Annotated in this window: 18 protein-coding genes; 14 read left to right on the plus strand and 4 right to left on the minus strand. The window is 45.7% G+C overall.

What is annotated here, in order from left to right:
- Positions 1–24: 24 nt before the first annotated feature.
- From FCL46_RS22580 to FCL46_RS22600, 5 genes are all read left to right on the plus strand, one after another.
- Positions 25–345, plus strand: coding sequence for a hypothetical protein (locus FCL46_RS22580; RefSeq protein ID WP_136809384.1), 321 nt, complete (start codon positions 25–27; stop codon positions 343–345).
- Positions 346–482: 137 nt separating this feature from the next.
- Positions 483–872, plus strand: a complete 390-nt coding sequence (locus FCL46_RS22585; protein ID WP_136809385.1) for a MotA/TolQ/ExbB proton channel family protein — start codon at positions 483–485, stop codon at positions 870–872.
- Positions 873–1,166: 294 nt separating this feature from the next.
- Positions 1,167–1,826 (plus strand): 7-cyano-7-deazaguanine/7-aminomethyl-7-deazaguanine transporter, encoded by a 660-nt coding sequence (locus tag FCL46_RS22590; RefSeq protein WP_136809386.1) that lies wholly within the window; start codon positions 1,167–1,169, stop codon positions 1,824–1,826.
- Positions 1,827–2,082: 256 nt separating this feature from the next.
- Positions 2,083–2,622, plus strand: coding sequence for a CDP-alcohol phosphatidyltransferase family protein (locus FCL46_RS22595; RefSeq protein WP_167506000.1), 540 nt, complete (start codon positions 2,083–2,085; stop codon positions 2,620–2,622).
- 76 nt (positions 2,623–2,698) lie between these two features.
- Positions 2,699–4,090 carry a CDP-archaeol synthase gene (locus FCL46_RS22600; protein WP_136809388.1) on the plus strand — a complete coding sequence of 464 codons (1,392 nt, stop codon included), beginning with the start codon at positions 2,699–2,701 and terminating at the stop codon, positions 4,088–4,090.
- Positions 4,091–4,119: 29 nt separating this feature from the next.
- Here FCL46_RS22600 and FCL46_RS22605 read toward each other — a convergent pair whose 3' ends face one another.
- Positions 4,120–5,556: a sigma 54-interacting transcriptional regulator gene (locus FCL46_RS22605; RefSeq protein ID WP_228723267.1), complete on the minus strand. Its 1,437-nt coding sequence runs from the start codon at positions 5,554–5,556 to the stop codon at positions 4,120–4,122.
- A gap of 194 nt (positions 5,557–5,750) precedes the next feature.
- Between FCL46_RS22605 and FCL46_RS22610 the strand changes: the two genes are divergently transcribed.
- Positions 5,751–6,515: an alpha/beta hydrolase gene (locus FCL46_RS22610; protein WP_217909498.1), complete on the plus strand. Its 765-nt coding sequence runs from the start codon at positions 5,751–5,753 to the stop codon at positions 6,513–6,515.
- A gap of 51 nt (positions 6,516–6,566) precedes the next feature.
- Positions 6,567–10,427 carry an MFS transporter gene (locus tag FCL46_RS22615; protein ID WP_136809389.1) on the plus strand — a complete coding sequence of 1,287 codons (3,861 nt, stop codon included), beginning with the start codon at positions 6,567–6,569 and terminating at the stop codon, positions 10,425–10,427.
- 104 nt (positions 10,428–10,531) lie between these two features.
- Here the strand turns inward: FCL46_RS22615 and FCL46_RS22620 are convergent, their stop codons facing one another.
- Positions 10,532–11,089, minus strand: coding sequence for a hypothetical protein (locus FCL46_RS22620; protein WP_136809390.1), 558 nt, complete (start codon positions 11,087–11,089; stop codon positions 10,532–10,534).
- 814 nt (positions 11,090–11,903) lie between these two features.
- On the minus strand, positions 11,904–13,097 hold the full coding sequence (locus tag FCL46_RS22625) for a methyltransferase domain-containing protein (protein ID WP_167506001.1): 1,194 nt from the start codon (positions 13,095–13,097) through the stop codon (positions 11,904–11,906).
- A gap of 424 nt (positions 13,098–13,521) precedes the next feature.
- On the opposite strand from FCL46_RS22625, the gene cbiM reads away from it, so the two are divergent.
- The 5 genes from cbiM to FCL46_RS22650 are packed head-to-tail and all read left to right on the plus strand — an operon-like array spanning position 13,522 to position 17,037.
- Positions 13,522–14,124, plus strand: coding sequence for a cobalt transporter CbiM (cbiM, locus tag FCL46_RS22630; protein ID WP_136809392.1), 603 nt, complete (start codon positions 13,522–13,524; stop codon positions 14,122–14,124).
- Positions 14,121–14,759, plus strand: a complete 639-nt coding sequence (locus FCL46_RS22635; protein WP_136809393.1) for a hypothetical protein — start codon at positions 14,121–14,123, stop codon at positions 14,757–14,759. The genes cbiM and FCL46_RS22635 overlap by 4 nt, the downstream gene beginning before the upstream one ends.
- Positions 14,756–15,535, plus strand: a complete 780-nt coding sequence (locus tag FCL46_RS22640) for a DUF4198 domain-containing protein (RefSeq protein ID WP_176371621.1) — start codon at positions 14,756–14,758, stop codon at positions 15,533–15,535. The genes FCL46_RS22635 and FCL46_RS22640 overlap by 4 nt, the downstream gene beginning before the upstream one ends.
- Positions 15,532–16,287, plus strand: a complete 756-nt coding sequence (cbiQ, locus tag FCL46_RS22645; protein ID WP_136809394.1) for a cobalt ECF transporter T component CbiQ — start codon at positions 15,532–15,534, stop codon at positions 16,285–16,287. Before FCL46_RS22640 ends, cbiQ begins: the two co-directional genes overlap by 4 nt.
- Before the next feature lie 15 nt (positions 16,288–16,302).
- Positions 16,303–17,037: an energy-coupling factor ABC transporter ATP-binding protein gene (locus tag FCL46_RS22650; RefSeq protein WP_136809395.1), complete on the plus strand. Its 735-nt coding sequence runs from the start codon at positions 16,303–16,305 to the stop codon at positions 17,035–17,037.
- An 86-nt stretch (positions 17,038–17,123) separates the two neighbouring features.
- On the opposite strand, the gene FCL46_RS22655 is transcribed toward FCL46_RS22650, so the two are convergent.
- On the minus strand, positions 17,124–19,016 hold the full coding sequence (locus FCL46_RS22655; protein ID WP_136809396.1) for an AAA family ATPase: 1,893 nt from the start codon (positions 19,014–19,016) through the stop codon (positions 17,124–17,126).
- Between the two features lie 468 nt (positions 19,017–19,484).
- Between FCL46_RS22655 and nifE the strand changes: the two genes are divergently transcribed.
- Both nifE and FCL46_RS22665 read left to right on the plus strand, forming a co-directional pair.
- Positions 19,485–20,837, plus strand: a complete 1,353-nt coding sequence (gene nifE, locus FCL46_RS22660; protein ID WP_136809397.1) for a nitrogenase iron-molybdenum cofactor biosynthesis protein NifE — start codon at positions 19,485–19,487, stop codon at positions 20,835–20,837.
- Between the two features lie 2 nt (positions 20,838–20,839).
- Positions 20,840–22,195, plus strand: a complete 1,356-nt coding sequence (locus tag FCL46_RS22665; protein ID WP_136809398.1) for a nitrogenase component 1 — start codon at positions 20,840–20,842, stop codon at positions 22,193–22,195.
- Positions 22,196–22,200 lie beyond the last annotated feature (5 nt).

The following is a 22,200-nucleotide window of genomic DNA, read 5'->3' on the forward strand; positions in this document are numbered from 1 at the left end:
GACAGCCCCGAGTTGAGATACGATATGACTATTCCAGTAAAACCACTAGGCCTTATTAAAACACTCATTGAGACTGTTGGTCTTGATGTGACCTATGTATACGACGATCTCATTTTTATTGAGCACAACGCATTTCTGCTGCAGATGGGTGAGCAGGGAGAAAACATCGCCCTCTGGTTCAATGATGACTGCAATGTGGAAGAGCGGCCCCAAATACTCCACAGTCTTCATGGAGCTGCAGCCGGTCTCTCTCTCCAAGTCGAATTACAAGGCACCTACTCAATGAATTCAGGTAATGAGAAAGAGTCTTTCCAACTTGAGTTCAACGCCATACAAGTTGCATAATTACATATAGTAACAAGCAATTTCACATATAAAAAAACCGCTCCTGCTTTTACTGGTATTTCATCTGCTGATGTGAGAAACTAAAACTTGTCAACACTTCACTCAAGTATCATGAATCAACTTTTATGGGAGCAGGCATGTTACGGGATTTATCACTGGCAGCAAAAGCTTCATGCAGTAAAGAAGATCAGGAAACGCTTATCCCCATCGTCAAACAGCTCAAAGAACTCTCAGAAGTTGCCTTTAAATCCGGACTTCTGGCACTGGAAAATGAGCTTTCGAGCATCAAGGATCCCTTCCTTAATCTTGGAATGCAGTTGATTATTGACAGGGTTGAAGCCGAAAACGTTACCGACATACTTGATTCTGACATCTACTACAACCATTCTAATGGACGAGAATTACTAAAAAAAATCATCATCCGCGAAGGATTACTGCGTATCCAGGCTGGCGACACTCCACGTAACGTTGAGATCTGCACAAAAATTTTTCTCGGCAGAGTCGAAAGAGATGCCTGGAGACAATAATTTTCAGGTAAGGCAACGTTAATCCAATATGATCAGTTATCGGGTCAGCAAAATTGTGGCCCGCTAACCTGTTTTTATTACGGATCATACTTGATGGATGTACATTGCTCGCAGCCTCCTAGGACAAAAAACGTTGTCAGACTGCCAAAAGTCGTTATAATGTCGCGTTTTCTGTATATAGCGTCGACATTGGCGTATAGACTATGGTCTATACAGCATGTATGAAGTATCATAGGTTCGACAAACGTGTTAATTCGGGTTCCCTCACCCCGACAACCAAAAAGGATGCCACAAATGCTGGTTCTTTCTGATGCGCAAATAAAGCGCGCCCTGTTCATTCTTGTAAGTTTTCACATTATCATTATCGCTGCGAGCAACTACCTCGTACAGCTGCCTTTCCAGATTTTCGGATTCCATACGACCTGGGGTGCATTCAGTTTCCCATTTGTTTATCTGGCAACAGATTTAACGGTTCGCATTTTTGGCGCCAAAGAAGCTCGAAAGATTATTTTCGGAGCCATGCTGCCTGCGCTGATAATCTCGTATGTTGTTTCAGTTCTCTTTTTTGAAGGCGCCTACCAGGGGATTGCCGGTCTCGCTGCAATCAACATTTTTGTCTTCCGCATCGCTTTTGCCAGTTTTGCAGCCTATGTCATCGGCCAGCTTGCGGACGTTAAGGTTTTCGCCAGACTCAGGCAAAATACAAAATGGTGGATTGCACCTTCAGCTTCAACAGTTCTCGGCAACCTGATTGATACAGTGATCTTCTTTTCCTTTGCATTTTATGCCAGCTCTGACGCCTTCATGGCCGCCAATTGGACAGAGATAGCCATGGTTGACTACTGCTTCAAACTTATCGTAAGCTTGGCGCTGTTTCTACCAATGTACGGTGTGGTTCTACGGCTCATAAGCGACAGAATTCTGGCGCAGCCGGCTGATTCAGTTGCAGTATAATATTCGATACGCTTTTACGACCATCACAGACTCTCATTTCGGGGCTGAATCACTTCAGCCCCTTTCATATGCTGCATCACACCGGGTAAATCTCATGCCCCTACTTCTTTTTTCATCCATCTCTCGACACCGACACTAGGTTGGGTATATAATGGTATCGCTTAGTTTTCTCAGAAGATTATTAGGAAAATTTCTCTAATATTCCCTAATATTTTTTATGGTATTTAACTCAGGCAACTTTTATGTCACTCACAGCATGAACTTTCTCAAACAAATAATCCCCAGCTTTCTCTCGACATTACGACTAATTGCAGCTCTGGCATTTCCATTCTGCCCTGAGAGTTTCTGGGGGTGGCTCATCCTTGGAGCAGGTACCACGGATATTCTTGATGGCTGGCTTGCCAGACGCTGGAAAGTTGAAAGCTGGCAGGGAGGGTTAATTGATGCTATCGCAGATAAACTCTTCGTACTTGCAGTTCTCGCCGTTTTTGTGACACGGGCAAAGTTTTCATTCCTCTGGTTTCCACTGGTCATATCCCGGGATATTCTTGTCGCATTTACAGCCATCTATGTTGCTGCAATACGACGATGGGATGCATTTAAAAAGATGGGAGCCAGGGCTTCAGGAAAACTTGCAACAGCTGGCCAGTTTGTTCTTTTTATGACAGTCATCCTCACCAGTGACAATGTCTTCCCTGCACTGATTTTTGCTTCGTTTTGCAGCCTCGCCGCTGCCATAGACTATGGTATGGTCTTCTCACGAGCCTTTGCAGCACACTCAAGAGAAACCGGCTAAGCCTGACCTTCTTCAGCAAACACTGAGCCCCACCCCACAGCTTTTAAACCCAGTTCGTCGAAGGTCGGAGTGAACAATGAATGAAACTCTACACATCATAGTTTTTCTTCTTCTGGTGAACGGGATACCACCTTTTATCGCCCTCCTTACCAATGACCGCTTTAATTACAGAGTGGACGGAGGAAAATCCTGGTTTGACGGCCACCCTCTTTTCGGCAGTAATAAGACAGTTCGCGGCTTAATTACTGCCATCTGTGGCGGCACTCTAGCATTTCCACTGATTGGCCAGGCCTGGTGGATTGCCGGAATAACAGCTTTTCTTGCAATGACAGGCGATCTGTTATCCAGCTTTATCAAGCGCCGGTTTATCGTTGCCAGCGGTAAAGATCTACCGATAATTGATCAACTCTTTGAATCACTCTTTCCATTGATTTTTCTCAACTATTTCCTACATCTCAACCTATTACAGAACATTGCTGTACTTGTCATTTTCATCACCTTTGCCTACTCAAGCTCAAAGCTCTGGCACTATATTACCCAGCGACCATTACCGGACCCCTATCCGCGAGTAATCAAATCCAGTGTGAGATACCGGGAATGGAGAGCATGCCACACCCCGCTTGCTAAATGGCAGGTATGGTTCAACCTCACAAGTTTTCTCTCTGATCAGATTTTACTTACTGTTTTTTTTAAGCTCACAGGGCTGTATAGCAAAGGTGAAGAAAACGCCATTAACATCACAACTGTTAGAAAGAACTATTACTTTCAAAATCTTCCGAAAGAGTTTGAAGGATTCCGTATACTGTTTATCACCGACCTGCATCTTGACGGACTATCTGGTATTACACCAAAACTCAAGACCCTCTTGTCAGAAAATGTGTTTGACCTCTGCCTTGTCGGCGGAGATATTCGCCTGAAGATATATGGGGATACCAAGGCATCAATCAACAATCTTGAAGACATGATGCAGGCAGTAACAGCTGAATATGGAACATTTGGCGTACTTGGAAATCATGACTGCATAGAAATGCTGCCGGACCTTGAAGATGCTGGTGTTGTCATGCTTGTCAACGATTCTGCCCCTATAGCGCGTGGCAGTGAGCAGATCTGGGTTATAGGCGTTGATGATCCACATTATTACCAGCTTGATGATACTGAAAAAGCGGTGGCAGACGTTCCAGCAGGAGCTTTTACTATCTATCTCGCTCACTCTCCCGAAGCCTACTTGGAGGCAGCCGCAATTAATGCGGATTTGTATCTATGCGGTCATACCCATGGCGGACAGATCTGCTTTGCTGACGGTACACCGGTTATTACCAACAGCCGGGCTCCACGCTACACAGCTAAAGGTGCCTGGGAATACGGACCAATGCAAGGATACACCAGCAGAGGTGCTGGCCCTTCCGGTATTCCGGTACGATTCAACTGCCCCGGAGAAATTACGATTATTACGCTCAACAAAAAATAGCGGGTTCTTGAACGAGTGCCAAAAGAGCACTATCCATCTGACTCTATATATTTTTTTACCGTTCTTCGATCAAGCTCGGTGAGCCTGGCAACAGCTTCATATGTTCCGAGGTTGCTGTAAAGCTGCGAGCAATATTTGGCCAGCAGTTGCTGTGCAGTTAACTCGCCACTTTTCATCTGTGAATTTATCGTCTCTTCATCGCAGATTTCCTGATGCCATGAATAGTGATTATTAAGCAATATGCGTCGGGCACACTGTTCAAGTTCACGGATATTACCAGGCCAAGCGTAATCACGAGGCTGATTTGTGGTGATATAGTAATGGAGTTTCTCTACCAGTTCTGACGATTGTCGGCCGATAATTCGCCGTACAACAACTGTAAGCAGATCGAGCAATTCCCCTGAATTTTCTGCCAGGCGCAGGCGAAGAGGCGGCACCTCTATAACATCAGAGCAGAGGCGGTAGTAAAAATCATCACGAAACTCGCCCTGTTGCCTCAGTTTATCGAGCGGTTTATTGGTGGCCGCGATAACTCTGCCCGCAAATTTCTCCGACGCATGACTGCCAACCGGTGTAAAGGTTCGCGACTGTAACACCTGTAGCAATTTAATCTGCACAGGAACATCAACATCGCCTATCTCATCGAGGAAAATTGCACCACATGGGCTGCATCTTGAGAAAACGCCGAGATGTGCTTCGATAGCTCCGGTAAATGACCCTTTTTTATGACCGAAGAGTTCAGATTCAATGAGTTGCTCAGGAAACTGGGAGAGGTTAATTGAAATAAACGCGCGGGCAAAACTCTCGCTGAAAGTTCCGGTTTTCTTATTGTATGGGATAAATCCCGATCTGCCGATTGCTGCAGCAGCCATGCCTTTACCGGTACCGGTTTCGCCAAGAATCATGGTGGAGAAATCTTCCATCCTGTCCCACAGGTAGGTGTTGTAGAGTTGGATATCTCCAGTGAAGACATTGTTCCACAATACTCTTCGCAGATTCATTACGCTGCTGCTGTTTCCCGCTATAGTGCGGATAAAGAAATAGGCACGGCGCATCTGAAAAAAAAGGGCTAGAAATCGCTCAGCATCACTTTCGGTAAAACCGAATCCACCAAGCATAGAGAGTACGTCATCTGCAAAAGGGACTGGGCAGCACTCGTCCCCTTTTTTGATCTGCGCCTGAATATGAGCATCATAATCATCACAAAAAAGGTGAAAGGTGTAGAACAACTTTCCGTATTCCAATAGCTGGTTCTCATCAGCTGACAGCCTGATCCCTTCTCTCGCTTCGACTGCTGCAATAATTTTCCCTGCTTTCTCAACCAGATTTTTCAGGATCTGCTCAAGCGGTGTGCCAGCCGACAGCCCTGTAGCCATCCGATCCAACTCCAGCCGTGTCCTGCCAAAGGGATTCGAAAAAATCGCCTCGCGAATAGTGCAGAAAAACTCTCTCTCTTTTGCCTTCACTCCTCACCTCCCTGTTCATTAATTGTATTTGCAATATACATTGAATGAACAAGGACTAAAACATACATTCATAACCCCTCTGGCATATTTTTATTTTTACCTGTATTTACAGGTAACTAAATACAGCAAACATCTTTGGCATACTTCATGCTTTTATTCTGTCAGTTAATCTCATTATCTACAGGAGAACGAGCATGAAATTCTATCAACAATCCAGACTGCAACAAACACTCTTTGCCGCGTTAACCATTTTCATGACAATGAATTCTTCACCATTTGCCATTGCCTCAGCAGACAATTCTGAAACAATCCGCACGACCGATCAAACAATCATTCTTATTCATGGACTTGGTCGAACCAGCAGATCAATGCGCACATTAGAACGTTCTCTCACCGCTCAAGGCTACACAGTTGTGAATCTTGATTACCCATCAACCCGATTTGATATTGAACATCTGACTAAAAACTATCTGGCACCCGCTATCGAAAAAGCTAAAGCAAACAGCACCACCTTACACTTCGTCACCCACTCTATGGGTGGGATACTTGTTCGCCATTACCTTTCTACTCATAGTGAAGAATCAGTTAAAAAAATCGTAATGCTCGCCCCGCCAAACGGGGGAAGTGAGATTATAGACGAATTTGGCGATTACTCACTCTTTAGGTCTGCACTCGGACCTGCAGCACAGCAACTTTCAACCAACGAAAATTCTCTGCCAAATCGCCTCCCCGCACTATCTCAAGAGATTGGCGTTATCGCAGGAACCTCATCACTCAATCCGCTGTCTTCGTGTTTTATTAACGGGTTAGACGACGGCAAAGTATCCGTTGCCAGCACAATGCTGCCTGAGATGACCGATCATCTCGTACTTGATGTTGGACACACCTTCATCATGACTGACCCACAAGTTCTTAAACACGTTTCGCATTTCCTGAGTACCGGAACCTTCCAACACTAAAAACGACCAGTAAAACCTCTCTTACGGTATTTTATAAGGAGCACACAGAAGATGAACACTCAGAATAAAAAACACTCTCTTCCTGCCATGGCAGCCAGCTACTGTCTTGGGGTTTTTAACGATAATTACTTTAAGCAGGCGGCGATGCTTCTTGCGGTTGCTGCAGGGTTGAATCAGCTTCAGGGCTGGGCAGCAATACTCTTCGCCCTTCCGTTTATTCTATTTTCAGCACATGGCGGCTGGTGCGCTGATCGCTTTGCCAAAAAGAAGGTTGTTGTGTTCTCAAAAGGGCTTGAAGTCGTGGCAATGGCTATTGGTGCCTATGGACTCTTAGCCGGCAGTTGGCCATGTATCCTTGCCATGGTATTTGGCATGGGCTTACAGTCCACATTTTTCAGCCCTTCTCTTAACGGCTCGATACCGGAACAATATCCGGCTGAATCTGTTCCACGAATCAATGCGATTTTGAAACTAACCACAACGTTGGCAATTCTTGCCGGTATTGCCACTGCGGGTATTTCTCTTGATCAAAACTGGTTCAAGAGCGGTGACATTCCTTTTGGTGTCTTGCTTGTCGCAGCAACTGTTATTTTAGTAGCAATAGGTGGATTTTTAGCCAGCCTCGGAATGGGTAGCGAACCTTCCCGACGAGCAGATCAAACCAAACCATTTCCATGGCTTGGGCCTATCAATTCAATACTGGACCTACGAGACATTTGTAAGGATAAGCATCTGTTTTTAGCCATTATTGCAGATACGTTTTTTTACTTTATCGCTTCTATCACGGTTCTCGTTATCAACGCCATCGGGATTCAGCAGTTTGGCTTTAGTCAGAGCATGACCAGTCTTCTTTCGGTCTGCCTGATGCTCGGGGTTTGTGTCGGTTCTTTCCTTGCTGCAAAACTGGTACGTAATGAATACTGGTCCAGATATCTCACCCGTTCAGCTTTTGGAATCACCACAGGGCTGTTTCTTGCCGGGATGACAAGCACGTTGCCCGAAGCAATCCGTTTTTGGTGGCTTGGTGCATCGCTTGCTATGGCAGGAATCTCGGGTGGCCTGTTTCTTATCCCTGTCACCAGTCTGCTTCAAATTCGTCCGGACAAATCTGAGAAAGGTCGCGTACTGGCGGCTGCCGGTTTTAGTTCATTCTCAGCTATTCTTCTTTCAGGATCAATTTACAACCTTTTGGAGCCTCATATGATGCCTTCAACATTCATGACTCTTCTCGCCCTTTTTACTCTCGTTACTTCGTGTGTGTTTTTCGTGATTATTCCCCGCGATACAACATCAAAAACATCCTTTTTAGGCAAAGCTCTGCGCATGATGTTATCGCTGAGGTATTCCATTGAAGTACAGGGGCTTGATGAGCTGCAACTTAATGAAAACAAAGGAATCCTCTTTCTTCCAAATCACCCGGCACTTATCGACCCGGTAATTGTTATGTCAACTCTGCACGACCGGTTTTCTCCGCGTCCACTCTCGGCCGCCGAACAGGTGAACAAGCCATTTGTTCGCCAGATTATGCGTATGGTCAACCCCATCCTCATCCCGGAGGCAGCGAAACGCGGACGCGATACCAAAGCCTCTGTCCATAAGGCTATGGACCAGGTTGTGAACGCGCTCAAAAAGGGTGAAAATATGTTATTCTATCCTTCCGGTCGACTGAACCGCAGCGCCAGGGAAGATCTTGCAGGAAATTCAGGTGTTGAGTTTATCCTGCAGAATGTTCCGGATGTACAGGTTGTTCTCGTCCGCACTACCGGCCTCTGGGGCAGTAGCTTCAGCTGTGCATCCGGAAAAGCTCCGACGCTCACCCGCCAGCTTATTCATTATATGAAAGCCCTGATGTGTAATGGGTTGTTTTTTGGTCCTAAAAGAATAGTAAAGGTGCAAATCAAGGCTGACAATAGCATAAAAAGTTTGAATGAGCGCACCCGTATCAATCGATATCTCGAAGATTATTACAATGAAAAACCTGTAGTGAGAACTCACACTCCATATTACTGGTGGCAGGGCTCTACCCCGCAACCACTCCCGGAAGCTCAACTCCCCAAAAACACTAACGCCTCAATTTCTTTACCGGCATCCCTCAAGAATCAGGTTGTGGGCAGGATTGAAAAACTCACAGGCCAGCAACCTGAAGCTGATCAGCGTTTAGCCAACGATCTCGGCCTGGACAGTCTTACCATTATGGAATTGGCAAGCTGGCTGGAAAGTGAATTTGGCCATCCGATAGAAGATCCGGCAGTACTCGACACTGTCAATGACTGCATCCTTGCTGCAGGCGGACAACTACTCAACCCTCATGGCGTTGACATACTTCCACCTACTGAGAAGTGGTTTAACAGCACAGGTAAAACCCTTACATTTCACGATGCCAATACAATAACTGATGTTTTCCTCCATCAGGTTAAGAAGACCCCAGGCAAGATAGTGTTGGCAGATCGTATTAGCGGCACAAAAAGTTACAGGCAGCTAACCACTGCAATTTTCGCCCTCATGCCAACTATGAATACAATTCAGGGTGACAGGGTCGGGATAATGCTCCCTGCGTCAGTCTCCTCGGCAATTGTTTATCTGGCAGCACTCTTTAGCGGCAAAACACCGGTTATGTTCAACTGGACTGTGGGCATTACCAATATGGAGCATGGCATAAAGGAAACTGGTGTAGATGCCATTATTACCGCCGGACCGCTTTGTACTAAAATTGAAGAACAGCAAGATATCAGCCTGAAGCAGCTCTCTGTAGACTGGATATATCTTGATGAGGTCGTGGCAAATATTGGCAAATTTAAGAAAATTTCTGCACTGTTACAGTCTTTTTATAGAATCCGAAAACTGCAATCCGCAACTGTACCTGAAACGGCCGCAATTCTTTTCACCAGCGGATCTGAATCAAAACCTAAAGCAGTGCCGCTTAGCCATAGTAACATTTTGACCAATCTTCGCGATTTTTCTACGATGTTGAATTTCAACGATGACACACGACTGCTCGGCATGTTACCGCCATTCCATTCACTTGGACTGGTTGGGACGATGATTATGCCCCTCTGCCTTGGACTCCGTACTGTTTACCATGCCAACCCTACCGAACCGGGAATCATGGCGGGCATCATCGATAAATATAAGGTGACCATGGTTGTCGCGACCCCGACCTTTTTGAACGGCATCCTCCAGGCTGGAGAATCAGAACAGTTACAGAGCCTTCGCCTTGCCTTTACCGGTGCAGAAAAGTGCCCTGAATATGTTCTTGAAAACCTTGCGCAGACTGTGCCCGATGCCGAACTCTGCGAAGGGTATGGTATTACCGAATGTTCACCGTTGGTGAGCATCAACCTTCCGGGCGAAGCGCGCCCGGGAACCATTGGCCGTATTCTCCCTTCAATCGAACACGCTATAGTCAGTAACGATCTAGCAGTGCGAGTAGAACCGGGAGAGCAGGGGTTACTTCTGGTAAAAGGGAAAAGTATCTTCAGCGGTTATCTTAATAGTAATGCGGGGAAAGGGTTTTGTGAATTTGAAGGTGAACTCTGGTACCAAACCGGCGATTATGTTCGGCTTGACAGTGACGGTCACCTGATATTCTGCGGCAGAAAAAAGCGGTTCATCAAGATAGCCGGCGAAATGATTTCCCTACCAGCCATCGAATCCACCTTACTGAAAGAAATACATCAACAGAGTGAATCAGGCCCGATCCTGGCTGTTGAAGCTACTCAGACTGAAAGCCACCCGGAGATAGTGCTTTTCACTACTGAAAATCTTGATCGGAAGAAAATCAACAAAGTGCTTAAAAATGCCGGGCTTTCAGCCCTGCATAATATCCGCAGACTGGTACAGATTGATTCAATCCCTGTACTGGGAACGGGAAAAACTGACTATAAAGTGTTGCAGCAAATGCTGGTTCTCTAAAATTGCACGTTTAAAAATAGACGTATACAATAGGACATACGGGAAGGGGAGCACATTGCCCTTCCTGTTTGCTTTATGTACTGAACACGTTAACATCTGCGTTATCAGGTCTTTAACTGCTCAGTCCTGTAACTATTAATCACTACAAGGATCTGTTCTCTACTCAACCCATTACCGTAAACTTCAAGACTGAGCTGAAGTGCAATTTCTTCATCACTTACAAGTCTATTCTCAGCCTTAAACGCTTCATATTCGAAATAAATCCGATCTCTCTCGCTATAGGTATATAGCAACTGAAATCCAATAAAGAACAGACGATATCTCTGACGTGCATGAACTATTTCATGCTCCACAAACGTCGTGTCCTCCCAACACAACTCATCAATAACAACAACAGGCCCATAACTTCCGGCCGGAGTATCATAATCGCCATCACCATGTGGTTCAGGCAAGATTATGTTACCAGAATCTTTTATCTTCAATACAGGACAAAATGTATAGACAAAGGTATATGAGTAATCCAGACCATTACACTCGGCTATTCCGGTGTACACTCCCAATATCAAAAAAACACCTGCGACATATGCCGTTGCAATAACAGCAATTTTTCGCACCAGCCCCCTGACTATTCTCATCCCGCCCACGCCTCTGCTAATATCCATTAATTACAGCAAGTTAACGAACATATTACTGTTTTGTTATTCCATTACAGCTACTTGCCCGACATGCTCCAATTTAAACAATTCAGAGAAAAGCACAATACTTCTAATGATATCAAGGATATTTACGACAAAGGTCTACATTTTACAGCACTCTTCAGCACATCATAAAAATGGCGAATTTAATTCATCCACAACATATAACTAATTGATGTATCAGGAATTAATTAATGGGACAATTGAAGTGTTGTCATCAGATGGGGATTCAGACTTCCGATGTATATCTGTTAAAGAATAGCTGTTGAGCTATATATGGCATATATGGCTGATTATACTATTTTCTCCAACACTGCTGAAACGTATTGCAACACAACTACTCCCGAATAGACTTGAAAAACAGCTATAGAAAATTCGTGCGATTGTTATTTTTTATCCATATTACTGATACTTCAACAACAATCATTCACGACTGCAGCAAGCGGAAAGGTGGTATTTGCATGGAGTGGAAATTCAAATGAACTATTTCAAGAAAAGCTACACGAAGAGACTGGTGAATTGTTCAGGATAAAACAGACCATTACATCGAATCTGTCTCCTGATGCTATCCTGGTGATTTTTGGCAAGCACCTGAAAGGAAAGATAGACTACAGTTTTATGGTTGCATAACCACATCATGAATCCAAAGACGATACAAAGCTTTGCCGACTTTGGTTCGGCATCAATAATGGCAATTTTCAGTTATCGATACTGTACCGAAAAAGTAACGTCTATGTTACGCCATGTATTGGATTGCCGCATTCTCAGTCAAGCCAGTCAATTACCTCTTACCCGCTGTCACAATATACAGCGGATCACTCGAATCAATTTCAAAATAGTGTGGGTCATCTTCAGGGCGCGGCCAGTTTCGAAATGTGGTTGTGGTAAATCCGGTAAAATGATTTGCCAGTTTTGCCACCACATATCTCATCCGTTCAAACTCGTGTAACATTTGCCAGATCCTGACAACCTTCTGCGGAAACCATCTATTTGAAAAACTGATGAGTATTTTACCTTCAGGCCTCAACACTCGTGCAAGTTCTGCCATCACCTGAGCCGGGCAGAGCAGATATTCGATGGAAAGATGACAGCATATACAATCAAATGTTTCATCTGCAAAAGGTACTTTCGGGTTGCTGTTTAAGTCGTGAAGCACATACTCAGACAGAGCCGGATTTCCACGCATTTCCTCATCATTCATTCCCAGACCTGTTACATTCAAACCTATGGGAAGATGAGATTCCATACTACTCATCAAATCAAGCACCTTCATCCCCGGATCAACCATTGCTGTCGTGCTGTCTAACAGGTGCTTTCGCGCTTGCTTATCGATATGATTTACCATCCGACTGGTAGAGTAAAAAGTCGTATCAACAGTTTCATCGGCTCTTAAACAGGCGTTCTCATCTTCGTAATCAGGGTCCACACCTGCGCGTAGAATCTGCATACCCGGCCCATCGGCAACTGCATCTTCAAGCCAGCCTGCGCATCTTCCACCCCGCTCCGTATTTTTTGAGGAAAGCTCTTCAAGTTTCACACTGGCATCCACACTATGTCCGGCCAATGGATGATTACAATCAATGACGATCTCATCACTTTCGATTGCTGAAATCAGCATCGGTGCCAGCGTCTCCTTAAAGATCATTCCTACTCCGGTAACAAATCCTTGTGGATACCAGCGCCCCACCCGTGGTTGATACTCCGAGGCCGCTCTGGAGACACGCTCCGGCTGCCATTTATTACGACCGATTCTGAATACTTTCGAACTATCATAACAGGCAAGCTCGTTCTCAATTACTACACGACTCTCTCCTGTTTCCATCCCGAGTAAAGCCTCCTGCTGAACAGGAGTGAAAGCATCGCGCCAGAGATTAACTGATCCACAGTAATAGTGATCGATATGCGTTGCAGAATTGTTGCTGTATTTTACGGTGAGAATCATTTTTGCATTTGAATCTTTTGACAATACCGACATGAATAGCCTCCTGCTTTTTTGGTGTTGAATGTACACCAAGAGTGTAAGCATTTGAGCGTAGATCGACAAATATTAACTCAAACTAACGACACCTTAACCTCATCAAGATTCTACATTTCACATCATTATCCCCGCCTTTACCGCATCATTGGTTAGTGCGCTAAATATGCTTGACAGTGATTAGCAAAAGTGGTTCTGTAATACACATTTCAAAAAAGTGTTACCGAAACAAATCTAAAAGGGATAACCACCATGAAGATGACGTATGGTAGCTGTATGCTGAACATAATACGAGTCAGGAAGCGTCCTGTTGCCCTGCTCTGCCTACCTGTTTGCTGCTCATCTTTCCTCCCGTTTATATCACCTGTTTCGACATCCCTGAACCGTAACTCTCTCTCAAGTCAATTACCGGAAGATTCAGCCCATGCATATATCTGAAGGCGTATTATCGGCACCCGTGCTTATAGGTGGAGGTGTGCTCACAGCAGTGGGTACAGCCATTGGCCTTAAGTCACTTGATTACGACCGCGTTATGGTGGTCGCAATCCTGACAGCTTCATTTTTTGTAGCCTCTCTGATTCATGTGCCAATAGGCCCGAGCAGTGTACACCTGGTATTAAACGGCCTTCTCGGAGTGGTGCTCGGCTGGGCCTGCTTCCCAGCCATCCTCGTGGCCCTACTGCTACAGGCTGTTTTTTTTCAATTTGGTGGAATTACGGTTATTGGCGTGAATTGTTTTAATATGGCAGCCGCAGCCCTTATCTGCTTCTACCTTGTCCGTCCCTGGCTGGCTAAACCAAAAACCCGGGCGATAGCCGGTTTTGCCGGAGGTTTCCTGGCAATATTTCTCGCAGCGATATTCATGGCAATCTCCCTTGCGCTCTCGGATATTGGCTTTATGCGTGCAGCGCAGGTATCAGTAATTGCTCATCTGCCGGTAATGTTCATAGAAGGATTTGTGACCATGTTTACGGTCTCTTTCCTTGCCCGTGTTCTTCCTGAAATGCTGGAGGGAAAAAAACAATGATTCGTCAATCGATCCTCATATCCCTGCTTGTTATTCTGCTCACCAGCAGCATAGCCTTTGCCCATAAAGTTCGTATTTTCGCTTACGAAGAAAATGGCACAATCATTGGCGAGACTGCCTTCAGTGGAGGTAGATCTCCCAAAGACGTTGAAATACTTGTAGAGAATCCCGCCTCAGGCGAGCAACTGCTGACCACCAGAACTGATGCAACCGGGAAATTTTCATTTCCGGTTCCAGAACTCGCCAGAGAACAGCACATCGACCTGGAAATTATCGTCAATGTGGGGGAAGGACACCGAAACTCATGGCTTCTTGAAGCCGCAGACTACCTGCCTGATGTGCAGACATCAACGACTGCACAAACAACTGTGAATACAGTTACGAGCCCGGAGGTGGTTCCAACGGATACGACCCCACCACTATCCTCACCTGAATACAGTGTAATAAATAGTGAACAGCTTCGGCTGATAATTGATGAGTCTGTTGCAAAACAACTCTCCCCCATTAAGCGTATGCTTGCTGAAAGTAGAGAACAAAAAACCTCTCTCAAGGATATTCTTGGAGGCATCGGCTATATCATTGGCCTCCTCGGAATGGCAGCATACATGCAAGCAAGAAAAGGAGGCAGGAAATGATTCGAAAGGTATTCTTTTGTAATAGTTTGGCTTTACTCTTTTTTGCATTAGCCGGACAGGCCAGTGCCCATTTCGGCATGGTTATCCCTTCCAGTAATATCGTTGACCAGCAGCAGAAACAGGTTGAGCTAAACCTTTCTTTTTCACATCCGTTTGAGCTGATTGGTATGACTATGGAAAGTCCGGCAGCATTTTTTGTTGTTACAGACAACACGAAAACTGACCTGCTCCCGACCTTGCAAAAAGCTTCGATCATGGACCATACAGGCTGGAAAACCACCTTCCGGTTTAAGCGCCCCGGCGTCTATCACTTCGCCATGGAGCCCAAACCTTACTGGGAGCCGGCCGAAGATGTATCAATCATCCACTATACTAAAACCATCGTCGCAGCATTTGGTGACGATCAGGGCTGGGATACCCCCGCAGGATTACCCACTGAGATAATCCCTCAGCTCAGGCCATTCGGCAATTACGCTGGTAACTCGTTTACCGGAAAAGTGCTGCTAAACGGCAACCCCGTCCCCTTTGCAGAGGTTGAGGTCGAACTTTACAATCAGGCAGGCACATACACAGCTCCAAGCGACTATCATATAACCCAGGTAGTCAAGGCTGACGAAAGAGGTATATTCAGCTTCACCTGCCCGAAACCGGGCTGGTGGGGATTTTCAGCACTCAATGAAGCCGATTACACACTCAAAAACCCGCAGGGAGAAGAGAAAGGCGTTGAGCTTGGCGCTGTCCTGTGGATCTATCTTGATGAGTATACAGCCAAGTGATATTTGAACGGTTCAGCCAGGGAACATCTCTGCTTCATACAACAGACACCAGAATTAAACTGGTAAGCGCAATGACAGTCACCCTTGTCATTGCACTGTGCCAGAATTGGCGTACAGCGCTTATCGGGCTGGTATTTTCGATTATAACTGCACATTTTGCCAGGCTTAATTTTCGCGCCGTTTTTATGCGTCTGCTTGTAGTAAACAGTTTTACACTATTTCTCTGGCTCACCCTGCCACTGACATATCCCGGAGAATCATTAATTGCTCTCGGCCCCCTCACTGTAAGTCGTGAGGGGGTTGACCTCGCAACCCTGATTACCCTTAAAACCAATGCGATAATCATATTCTGCATTGCACTGCTTGCCACCTCCACAATTGCCGATATAGGCCATGGACTTGGGAAGTTGCGATTTCCTACAAAACTCTGCCTGCTGCTCTTATTCTCATACCGGTATATATTTGTTATCCATCAGGAGTTCCAGCGTTTAACACGTGCAGCTCAACTCCGTTGTTTTCAACCCGGTACCAACATGCACACCTACAGAACATACGGCTATCTCTTTGGCATGACACTTGTCAAGAGTTACCACCGTGCGGAGCGGGTTAACCAGGCAATGATGCTCCGCGGGTTCCATGGCCGATTCTATAGCCTTAACAATACACACATTTCTACCACCGATCTGTTTTTTGTTACAGCCATGCTCATCACAGCAGCGGGTCTTGGCATTTTAGAACTCTTTATTTTTTAATCAGCTGAGGTGATCATGAGCACTACCGCAATCCTTGAACTTCGGGACATTTCATTTACTTTTCCCAATAGATCTCAACCAATTCTTGACCAGTTTAGTATGCCATTCAGTTCCGGCCAGAAACTCGGGCTTATCGGGCCAAACGGCTGCGGAAAGACTACTCTTTTTCATATTATCATGGGGCTGCACAAGCCGGATTCGGGTGTCATTCTATTTAAAGGTAATGAAGTAAGAGGAAAAGACGATTTCAAGAATTTACGAAAAGATATAGGTCTGCTCTTTCAGGATGCGGATGATCAGCTCTTCTCCCCCACAGTTATTGAAGATATCGCCTTTGGACCGCTCAATATGGGAGCAAGCCCCAAAGAAGCCAGAGAGATTGCCCTTCAAACGCTGGAAAGACTGGGGCTGACTGATTTTGCCGAGCGCATCACCCATCAGCTGTCAGGTGGAGAAAAAAAGCTCGTTTCTCTTGCAACGATCATGGCAATGCAGCCCAAGGCGTTATTGCTTGATGAACCCACCAACAACCTGGACCCGCAAACCAGACACAAGCTCATACATATCCTGCGCGATCTAGACCTGGCCTATATTATAATTTCACACGATTGGGATTTTCTCGCCGATACCTGTGATGATATCTATGCAATGAATGCAGGCAAGGTCAAACAATGCGGTAAAGACCATCTGCATAATCACAGCCACGCACACCCGCATGGTGAACAACCACACAGACATGGACACAATTGAGTAAGGCTGGAAGCGTGAGGAGTAAGGGGTAATGAGGAAGGGATACACGAAAGCAGATACACTTCAAAAACAGGCTATTTGGATACTTACTGAACCTGCACAACATCAATCTCAACTCTTCTATTGAGGGTTCGTCCCTCAGGGGTTGTATTTGAGGCGATAGGTTGCCTGCTGCCAAAACCTCTCACCTTCAATTGCTCTGCATCAATACCTTTACCAAGAAAAAAGCTCTTCAGCATATTCGCCCTGAACAGGGAAAGTTTGTAATTATACACCTCGGAACCATATGAATCAGTATGCCCTGAGATGTAGACCACATGATCAGGATGCTGTTTTATTGCTTCGACAAACCCATCCACATGTTCAAGGTCTGCAAAATAAAAATCGCTGGACCCAGGATCAAATCGGACTGTCACCTTTTTATTGAGTAATGGAGGATTCTGTTCAAGTAATGCCAGCGGATCATCATCAACAGTGTTATCAACTGCTGTATCATCTTTTGTCTCAAAAGAGACTGTCTTTTCATCCACTGACTCACCTGCATCAAACTGAATGGCAGAGTTGCCATCCTTTCCCGCCAGAACCGGCACATTGCCAGCGTCTGGCACCAACTCCGATACCGGTTCCTGCTCTGCAACAGCACTTTGCAAAGCCACGCCAGTCTTCTCCATTGTAGAGACCGACACAGGCATGACTGACGTCGGAGGCTCACGATTCACTACTAATCCAGAATTTTCAATCGCATCAACCTTTTCAACCTCCACCGCAACAGGGTTGCTCGGAGCAGCCCGTTTCTCAATGGTATCAGAGGGCTCTACCTTCTCAATTGTTGCATTGTCGTTCTGTTCAACCTGTTCTTCAGTAACTGGCTGGCTGATCAGCGAAACAGGTGGCCTGCTACCGCCAGTCAACGTATCCCTTACCGATGACAGATACACACCAAGTTCATTATATTTCGCAACAAAGGTTGTAGGTGACAGAAAAAAGAAAATCACCAGCAACCCTGCACAAGTGATTACAGCCTTCGACCAGGAGAAGTCAGAGCGACTCTTTACAGGAATACCAGGAGCACGCTTTTTTCCAGAATTTGGTGCCACCCGGTGAGTGGTATCCAGCTTTATTTGCGGCGGTATCGGGCGTGGTGGCGGGAGAGGTTGCCGAGACATAGATTTGTAATGCTCAAGCTTCAGGTCTTTTGCACACATCTTCACCATTTCAATATTTATGACCTTCATCTCTTTGACAAAACCATTTAAAAGGCAATGGTCACAAATAACATTTATTCTACGGGGAAAACCTCCTGAATACGCCTGAATCTCACGGACAGCAGCTTCGTCAAAAAGCTGTTCTTTAGTCCCGGCCACAAGCAACCTGTGACGTATATAGTTTGCTGTCTCATTTTCTGACAGAGGATTCAGATGGTAGTTAAGGGTCAGGCGTTGGGCAACAGCTCTGTTCTCTGGACTATCGAGGATTTCGTTAAACTCGTCCTGGCCTACAAAAAAGATATTTAAAAGATTATTACCGTCCTTCTGAATGTTGGAAAGGAGGCGAATTTCTTCAAGCAGATCTTGTGTTAACAGTTGGGATTCATCAATCAGCAGCAGGACTTTCCTGCCCTGTTCAGCGGCTCTCTCTAAAAAATTCTGGAAATGAAAAAGAAACTTGCCTTTGGTGGTAAACTCACCCTGAATTTTAAAAGCCCTGGCGATATACTCCAGGAAATCCATGAGTTCAAGTCGGGGATCAGGCACTGAAGCATAGAGAATATCTTCACTAAGGCTCTGAATGAGGGTATTGATAAGTGTAGTTTTACCGGTTCCTACATCTCCGGTAAGCAGCATGAACCCCTTGTTATCAAGAACGCCGTATTTCAGCGTAGCCAGAGCCTCTTTGTGTTTCTCACCAAGCCAGATAAACGCAGGGTCCGACGATATCTGAAACGGTTTAGAGTTGAGATTATAAAATGTTGTGTACATACGGGACCTGTTTACCTAAAAGTCATGTCAAATCGGTGTAATATAAAAGAAAACAATAAAAACAAGCAGTTGCCATCTTCATACTATGCGTATTAATTCAACGACCGCAACCACCACAGGCTACAGCCAGGTTGATTAGTCTGAGAATGTTGCAATTTCAAACACAAGTCAACATATTCCGTTATATCTTACTAGAAAATCGACGAGTTATTAGTCAAGGTCTCACCGTAGCAGTAAGAACTCCCCCACCAGCCTGCAGTTTGTAAAATACACATTTTTGCTACATTCCTACACTTTTGTCACTCATCCTACATACATTCCTTTCATTGTCCGAACTTCAAAAATCAACCGACACCCATCGCAAATAATCGTTTTAACTACATTTACATTACACATACAACATTGGCACGATGGTTGCTCATATAGAGGCATAGCAATTAAACCCTGTCTCAACTTACAGAGCGAGTTATGCAACCATCATATGCCTTAAAAGAACGAGAAGCACAGATACATCGAAAAGGAAATACACCTTTTGAAATCGAGTGTGACAAAGACAGCCTCGCAGGCGCTGTAAGTCAGCGGGCCTGTGTTTTCTGCGGATCACGGGTTGTACTCTACCCCATCGCAGATGCTGTCCATCTGGTACATGGCCCGATCGGCTGTGCTGTCTATACCTGGGATATCCGCGGAGCCTTATCGTCAGGCCCGGAGCTTCATCGCCTCTCCTTTTCTACAGATCTTCAGGAAATGGATGTCATTTTTGGTGGAGAACCAAAACTCTATAAAGCCCTTATCGAACTTATCGACCGCCATAATCCGAAAGCTGCCTTTGTCTACTCCACCTGTATCGTCGGACTCATTGGCGATGATCTTGAAGCGGTATGTAAACGGGTGGAAAAAGAAAAAGGCATTCCCGTATTACCCGTAATGTCCGAAGGCTTTAAAGGCAATAAACGTGCAGGTTATCAAGCCGCATGTAATGCAATGTCGCGACTCGTGGGGACCGGTGACATAAGCGGGATATCCAAGCGCAGTATCAATATTCTTGGGGATTTTAACCTGGCTGGGGAAATCTGGCTAATCCGCGAATACTTCAACCGCATCGGTGTTGAGGTTGTTGCCAACATTACCGGAGACGGTCGTGTTGAAGACATCAAACGGTGTCATGGTGCGGCGCTCAACGTTGTCCAGTGTTCAGGGGCTACCCAGGATCTGGCCAATATGATGGAAGAACAATTCGGCATACCGTCAATTCGGGTCTCATACTTCGGTGTCGAGGATATGGCTGAATCGCTCTATGAAGTTGCACGCTACTTCGAAGATGACGAGATGCTTGAGAAAGCCCGGGAACTGGTAAAGGAAGAACTCCAAACCCTGCTGCCTAAACTGCAAAAGTACAAAAAAGCACTCAAAGGGAAAAAAGCCGCAATTTATGTGGGTGGTGCGTTCAAGGCCTTTTCACTCGTCAAGGCTTTCCGCCTGATAGGTATGGATGTGGTAATGGTCGGTTCCCAGACTGGTACCCGCGAAGATTATGAAGAACTTCAGGAAATAACAGATGACGGCACCATCATTATTGATGACGCCAACCCTCTGGAACTTTCCGCTATCATGAAAGAAAAAGATGTCGACATCTTTGTGGGAGGCGTCAAAGAACGCCCAATCGCGTACAAACTCGGCGTCGCATTCTGTGACCACAACCACGAAAGAAAAGAAATGCTTGCCGGTTTTGAGGGCATGCTCAACTTCGCCAGTGAAGTCTACGGATCAGTTATGAGCCCTGTATGGCAATTCGTACCACGGCGATCTGAGGAGGATTGAAAATGTCTAAAATGCCCAACTATGTATCAACCACAAACGCCTGTAAACTCTGCAAACCCTTAGGCGCATCTCTCGCCTTTCGCGGCATTGAAGGTGCAGTACCCTTCCTGCATGGATCTCAGGGTTGTGCGACCTATATGCGCAGATACATTATCAGCCACTTCAATGAACCGATCGATATAGCCTCATCTTCTCTCGGTGAAAAACATGCTGTTTACGGTGGCTCCGCTAACCTGAAGCTGGGATTAAATAACGTCATTTCCAAATATGCACCGCAACTGATCGGTGTGGCGACAACCTGTCTTACCGAGACAATAGGTGATGATGTCAAGATGATCCTTCATGAATATCAGGAAGAGTTTCAGAATGGAATTAACGACCCGTATATAATTTCAGTATCCACCCCAAGCTATTCCGGTACACATATGGAGGGGTTCAATGCAGCCCTGAAAGCTGTTGTGGAGCAGTTAAGTACGGGGGGAAATCGTGAGGATACAATTAATATCCTTCCCGGTTTCATCTCCGCAGCAGATCTTCGTTATCTCAAAGAAATGGTAAAAGATTTCGGTATCTCAGCAACAATACTTCCTGATATTTCAGAGACACTTGATGGTGAAGCATTAAACGAATACCCGCTTATTCCAAAGGGCGGCACACCGATCGCCGACATCCAGAAAATGGGTTCATCACGCCTTACCCTTGAGTGCGGCAGCACCCTGCCTGATGAAACGGCAGGAACAAGCTTGAAGAAAATGTTTGAGGTTCCCCTGCAGCGGTTCGGTCTACCCATAGGTATCCGGGAAACCGATGCATTCATGAGTGCTCTCGAAAAAGCCAGCGGCAGCCCCATGCCAGAGAAATACGCAAAAGCACGCGGCAGACTGATCGATGCCATGGTTGATGGCCATAAATATATCTTCGGTAAGCGGGCCATCGTGTATGGCGAAGAAGATCTGGTTGTCGGACTCACCTCAATGCTTGCGGAGATTGGTGTAAAACCAGTGCTATGCGCATCTGGCGGAAAAAGTGGCAAGTTCGAAAGGTCTATTAAACACGTTCTGGAAGGAATCGACTGCGATATGCCGGAAGTTCATGAAAACGTCGATTTTTTTGACATTCAGGAGCGGGCCGCAGAACTCGAAATCGATATACTTATCGGCCACTCGAAAGGATACACGTTCAGCCGCGCTGAAAACATCCCGCTTATTCGTGTCGGCTTCCCGATCCATGACCGCGTTGGCGGTCAGCGTTTGCTTCACATAGGATATCACGGTGCCCAGCAGCTCTTTGACACCATCACCAATACCATGATCGCAAAGAAACAGGACGACTCAGATGTAGGCTACAGCTACATGTAGAGACA

It is taken from the genome of Desulfosediminicola flagellatus (assembly GCF_005116655.2).
Taxonomy (GTDB): Bacteria; Desulfobacterota; Desulfobulbia; order Desulfobulbales; family Desulfocapsaceae; genus Desulfopila; species Desulfopila flagellata.

Excerpts from the sequence above, each read along its gene's own strand:
- FCL46_RS22615 (WP_136809389.1), top strand. The coding sequence starts at position 6,567 with ATGAACACTCAGAATAAAAAACACTCTCTTCCTGCCATGGCAGCCAGC.
- FCL46_RS22600 (WP_136809388.1), top strand. The coding sequence starts at position 2,699 with ATGAATGAAACTCTACACATCATAGTTTTTCTTCTTCTGGTGAACGGG.
- FCL46_RS22580 (WP_136809384.1), top strand. The coding sequence starts at position 25 with ATGACTATTCCAGTAAAACCACTAGGCCTTATTAAAACACTCATTGAG.
- cbiM (WP_136809392.1), top strand. The coding sequence starts at position 13,522 with ATGCATATATCTGAAGGCGTATTATCGGCACCCGTGCTTATAGGTGGA.
- FCL46_RS22635 (WP_136809393.1), top strand. The coding sequence starts at position 14,121 with ATGATTCGTCAATCGATCCTCATATCCCTGCTTGTTATTCTGCTCACC.
- FCL46_RS22595 (WP_167506000.1), top strand. The coding sequence starts at position 2,083 with ATGAACTTTCTCAAACAAATAATCCCCAGCTTTCTCTCGACATTACGA.
- FCL46_RS22585 (WP_136809385.1), top strand. The coding sequence starts at position 483 with ATGTTACGGGATTTATCACTGGCAGCAAAAGCTTCATGCAGTAAAGAA.
- FCL46_RS22590 (WP_136809386.1), top strand. The coding sequence starts at position 1,167 with ATGCTGGTTCTTTCTGATGCGCAAATAAAGCGCGCCCTGTTCATTCTT.
- FCL46_RS22610 (WP_217909498.1), top strand. The coding sequence starts at position 5,751 with ATGAAATTCTATCAACAATCCAGACTGCAACAAACACTCTTTGCCGCG.
- FCL46_RS22625 (WP_167506001.1), bottom strand. The coding sequence starts at position 13,097 with ATGTCGGTATTGTCAAAAGATTCAAATGCAAAAATGATTCTCACCGTA.
- FCL46_RS22665 (WP_136809398.1), top strand. The coding sequence starts at position 20,840 with ATGTCTAAAATGCCCAACTATGTATCAACCACAAACGCCTGTAAACTC.
- FCL46_RS22650 (WP_136809395.1), top strand. The coding sequence starts at position 16,303 with ATGAGCACTACCGCAATCCTTGAACTTCGGGACATTTCATTTACTTTT.
- FCL46_RS22655 (WP_136809396.1), bottom strand. The coding sequence starts at position 19,016 with ATGTACACAACATTTTATAATCTCAACTCTAAACCGTTTCAGATATCG.
- FCL46_RS22640 (WP_176371621.1), top strand. The coding sequence starts at position 14,756 with ATGATTCGAAAGGTATTCTTTTGTAATAGTTTGGCTTTACTCTTTTTT.
- FCL46_RS22620 (WP_136809390.1), bottom strand. The coding sequence starts at position 11,089 with ATGGATATTAGCAGAGGCGTGGGCGGGATGAGAATAGTCAGGGGGCTG.
- nifE (WP_136809397.1), top strand. The coding sequence starts at position 19,485 with ATGCAACCATCATATGCCTTAAAAGAACGAGAAGCACAGATACATCGA.